This window comes from Parvibaculum sp. (assembly GCF_035511255.1).
In the GTDB taxonomy this organism is placed as follows: Bacteria; Pseudomonadota; Alphaproteobacteria; order Parvibaculales; family Parvibaculaceae; genus Parvibaculum.
The window spans coordinates 1-4,147 of the sequence record NZ_DATKFR010000393.1 but is presented as its reverse complement, the minus strand read 5'-3'; the positions used below and the strand labels follow the sequence as shown (position 1 = coordinate 4,147).

Genomic DNA, 4,147 nt, shown 5'->3' with positions numbered 1-4,147 from the left:
GGTAGCTCAACCCGGCTCCCCGATAGTCTCTTTCATCCGCGCCATTGAGACGCTTGCCCACTCCCGGGGCCCGCCAGTCGAGAACCCGATCCGTCAGCGCATCCCCCTCGTCCGGCGGAAGCCCTACCGAATGGAACAATCTTCGGATGAGATCGTCGCCTGCCGTATTGAGATCGATCTTGCCCAGCTCGTCTTCAATCGAGATTCTGATTTTGGTCCCTTGAAACTCAAATATCTGCGATGCGCCATCGACACGCCACCTTTTCTCCGGTCGAGGGTCGAGCAATCCGAGTACGGCGCGATTGAGCGCGGCGTCTTCCGTCATACGGCGTGAAGCCGCATCCCATTCGTTGCGCTCCAGATGGGACGACAGCACACTCGCGGCGAGAATCGCGGCCGCGATCAACGACAGAATGGATAGCCCCCAGAGAACCGAAACCAACGCAAGTCCGCGCTCGCCGGACCTGGTCCGGTTCTCCACCGCTGTCACCGCGCCTCGAAGAGAGGCTGAACCGCCGGCAATTTCAGCCGCAGTTCCTCGGTCACGGTGCGGGCCCGCTGCAGATTGTCCACGACATGCGGCGTGATCAGCACCATGAGCTCGGTCTTGCCGCTCGTGTCTTCCGTCGATCTGAAGAGGTTCCCGACGACGGGGATATCCTTCAGCAGGGGAATGCCCGTCTTGCCGCGCGTGCGGCTGTTCTTCATCAGGCCGCCGAGCGCGATGGTTTCGTTGTCCTGCACGGCGACGGTGCTGTTGATCTTGCGTTGCTGAATGGTCGGAGAATCGATCGTGGAGGAGTCCGTGGTGATCACGTCGCTGACCTCCTGTGAAATATCGAGCATCACCATGCCGCCCTGATTGACGCGCGGCGTCACCTTCAGAATGACGCCCGTATCATGATACTGAATGCTGCTGACGATCGGCGCATCGGAAGACGAGGTGCTCTGCGAGGTGCTGGTCGCGATCGGAACCTGATCGCCGACCTGGAGGGTCGCCGTCTGGTTGTTCAGCACGAGAACGCGCGGCGACGACACGACGTCGACATGCGTGACGGCGGATAAGGCATCGAGGATCACCTTGATGTCGTCGCCGCTCGAGAATGTATAGGAAAACCCCGGATAGGACGCCGAGATGGCGGCCGTCTTGTTGTTGGAAAGCCTGATCTCGTGGCTGTTGCCGAACTGGAAAAAATACTGCACGCCATATTTCAACTGATCGGTGAGTGTCACTTCGGCAATCGACGCCTCGAGCATCACCTGCATCGGCACGGTATCGAGCTGACGAAGAGCCGCCTCGACAACACCATACTCCTTCGGCGTCGCCAGAATGACGAGCGCATTGTTCGGCTCGTCGGCGGTGATGCTCACATTTTCAAGACCGCTGGCGCTGATCCCGGCGCCGCCGCCGAAGTCCAAATCCGCATCTTGCGCGTCAGCCTCTCCCGGAATCCCCCCCGGCGGAATGGCGCCGCCCGCGAATGTCGAGCGTTCGCCGCCCGCCGTCTGCCGGCCCGCGGCTTTCCAAGCGTCGCCGCCATTCACCACCTTGAGAAGAACGCCCGCGACGTCGGTCGCCCGCCCGTTCTGCACATGATAGACAAAAATCCGCCGGTCCATGCTCTGTCCCGGGCGATCGAGGCGGTCAACCCAACGCTGCAACTGCTCCAGATATCTCGCCTGGGGCGAGATCGCGAGCACGGCGTTCAGCCGGTCGATGGGAACGAGCTTCACCAGTCCGGAGAGTGGGCTGTTGCGTCCGCCCAGAACCTCGCCGAGTTCCTTCGCAAGGCCCTGCGCATCGGTATACCGCGGCGTATAGAGCGCGAAGGACATGCCGGAAAGCCAGTCGACATCGAAGAGCGCGATATTGTCCAGCATCGCGGACCGCTCCTGCTGCGTCCCCTCGATGATCAGGACGTTCCGAACCGGGTCGGAATGCAGGCTTCCTTGCGCCGGCGCAAGCGGCTCGAGCAGGCGCTGCATTTCGGCGGCGCCGATATAGCGCAAGGGCACGATCTCGACACCGTAACCTGCCTGCGTGGTTCCTCTGCGTCCATTGGCGCGGCTGATGCCCGCCTCGCGTGGCGCATCCGCTGCCGGAACGATCTTGTAGATGTCGTTCGTTTTGACGAGCGCCATGCCGTTGAGACGCAGGGCCTGCTCCAGCACGGGCAGGACGGCATTCCGTCCCAGAGGGCGGCTGGTTTCGATCGTCACCGTACCCTGGACATTGGCGCCGACCGCGTAATTGAGCTTCAGAAAATCGCCCAGGATCGCTTTCGCGACATCCTTCACATCCGCATTCACGAAATTGAGGATGATGTCCCCCTCTTCCGTCACCGAAGTCGAGCTCGCGGAGGGCGCGCGCGGCGTTCCGACAAAGCTACCGGTTCCTCGGTAGATTTCTGTCGTCGGCGGCGTGTCCGCGGGGGACAGCGATGGAGCCAGCCCGTTGCGGGGCGGCGCGATATCCGACGTCCGCTGAGGAGAAGGCGGCGCGGCGGCTGGCGACAACGCCGGACCGGTCGTGCCCAACTCTCGATCCTCCGCGCAAGCCGACAGGCCTGCCAGCGCAGCCAACAAGACGGCGCGCATCACCAAAGACTTCATTCCCGTGCCCCCAAACCCCTCAAGGCCTCAGCCTTAGCATCTTGACCCAACTTCGGACGATCGTCCTGCGGAATTAGCGCTGCGCCGCCGGCGGTGGAACGCCCGGCATCATCCCCGGCGGAAAGAGGCCCGCCGGACCAGCCGGATTGCCGGCCGGCATACTGGCGGGTGACGATCTCAATCTGATCTCCTGGTCGTTGGCGCCCGCTCGCAACAGAATGTGATCGGCTTCCACTTCGACGAGCTTCCAGCCGCCGACCTCCTGCCCTGGCCGGGCAATCAGAACTGCGAGCGAAGCCGGGGTCTTCAACGTGGCAAAGCGATCATCCGGTCCGATGACAATGCCCATAAGCGTCACATTGGCGGGCGGCGGCGCGGCGGCTTGAGCGGCTCCCTGCGCCTCGATTTTCGGAGACTTCCGGAGCGGGCTGAAGATCGGCCGCTCGTCGATCACGGCAAATGCCTGCGCGTCCGGCGCGATAAATCCCGCCGGCGCGGGCGTCTTCGCCTCGGCTATCGGAGAGGACACGATCGTCGGGCTCTCGAAACGAGGAGGAGGTGCCGCGAGTTCGTAGGCATAGTACGCCCCGGCAAACAGAACGCCGCCCGCCAGGAAAAGCTGAACCCTTGTCAAACGCGAGATCATGACCCCACCCACCGATATCCGCTCACGACCCAGCGCACTTCGAGATTGGGCGCAGCAGCATTTTCATCGGCCGGCTGCCAATTCTCCGGCATACGGATATCGATCTTGTCGATGAAGAGATAAGGCGTATGCGTTTCGAGCTGATAGACGATGTCCTTCAGCCGTGACATCGGGATCGAGAGATCGCAGGCAACATCCACTTTCTCGAAGGCATTGATGGAAGATGCGGGCAGGTTTTGCGTGCTTCGGACTTGACCGCCATTGCTCTCCACGATCGTCCGGATATCGTTTTGCAATCTCGCTGCGGCAAGCGCCGGGCTGTTCCCTTCGACGAGCCCCGACGCCGAGCGACCCTGCTGCTGCAATTGTGCAAGTTCCGCTTCGAGCCCGGCCCTGTTCCCAATAACCGACTTATAAGCGGCTAAAAGTTTCAGATATTGGTCGCGTTCGTCCCGCTGATCGACGAAGGCGCCCACGAGTGGGCCGACGACAGCGAGCCCAAAAAAGCCGAGAACGGCAATCAGAATACCGAGCGCCTTGCCGTGCCGGCGCATGGACTGCCAGACCCTGCTCATAACCCCTTCTCCCGAATGTCGAAGGAGAGATCGAAGCGTTCGAGTTCCTTCGACTGCCCCTGGACGAGCGGCGAGCGGAACTGCGCATTGGTGAATTGCGGCGCGGCATCGAACAGCGCGATCAGTTTCGAGGCTTCCGGCGAATAACCGCGGATTCGAACCTCCTTGCCGTTGAGCTGAAACTCGAAAAGCCAGGTTCCGTCCAGAAGGATATTCGTTACCTCGGCCAATATGCCGACGAGAAGCGGAGATTTCTTCGCCTCTCCAAGGAAGGCCATTCTTGCGCGCGCATCGCTGACGTCGCGCTTCAGCT

Annotated in this window: 4 protein-coding genes and 1 pseudogene; all 5 read right to left on the bottom strand. The window is 61.8% G+C overall.

The genetic code is table 11. The annotated features are described in order from the left end of the window. Positions 1 to 442 (bottom strand): annotated as a pseudogene (locus VMR03_RS15125) (type II secretion system protein GspK); the annotation flags it as partial. Positions 443 to 486: 44 nt separating this feature from the next. Beyond that, a complete protein-coding gene (gspD, locus tag VMR03_RS15120) occupies positions 487 to 2,343 on the bottom strand; it encodes a type II secretion system secretin GspD (RefSeq protein WP_325406668.1) in 1,857 nt (618 codons plus the stop codon). A gap of 343 nt (positions 2,344 to 2,686) precedes the next feature. Beyond that, complete coding sequence (locus VMR03_RS15115; protein ID WP_325406666.1) at positions 2,687 to 3,259, bottom strand: hypothetical protein; 573 nt, start codon at positions 3,257 to 3,259, stop codon at positions 2,687 to 2,689. Continuing rightward, positions 3,256 to 3,834 carry a type II secretion system protein GspM gene (gspM, locus tag VMR03_RS15110; protein WP_325406664.1) on the bottom strand — a complete coding sequence of 193 codons (579 nt, stop codon included), beginning with the start codon at positions 3,832 to 3,834 and terminating at the stop codon, positions 3,256 to 3,258. The genes VMR03_RS15115 and gspM overlap by 4 nt, the downstream gene beginning before the upstream one ends. Further along, positions 3,831 to 4,147 (bottom strand): PilN domain-containing protein (locus tag VMR03_RS15105; protein WP_325406662.1); only part of this gene is annotated, 317 nt, incomplete at its 5' end. The genes gspM and VMR03_RS15105, both read right to left, overlap by 4 nt.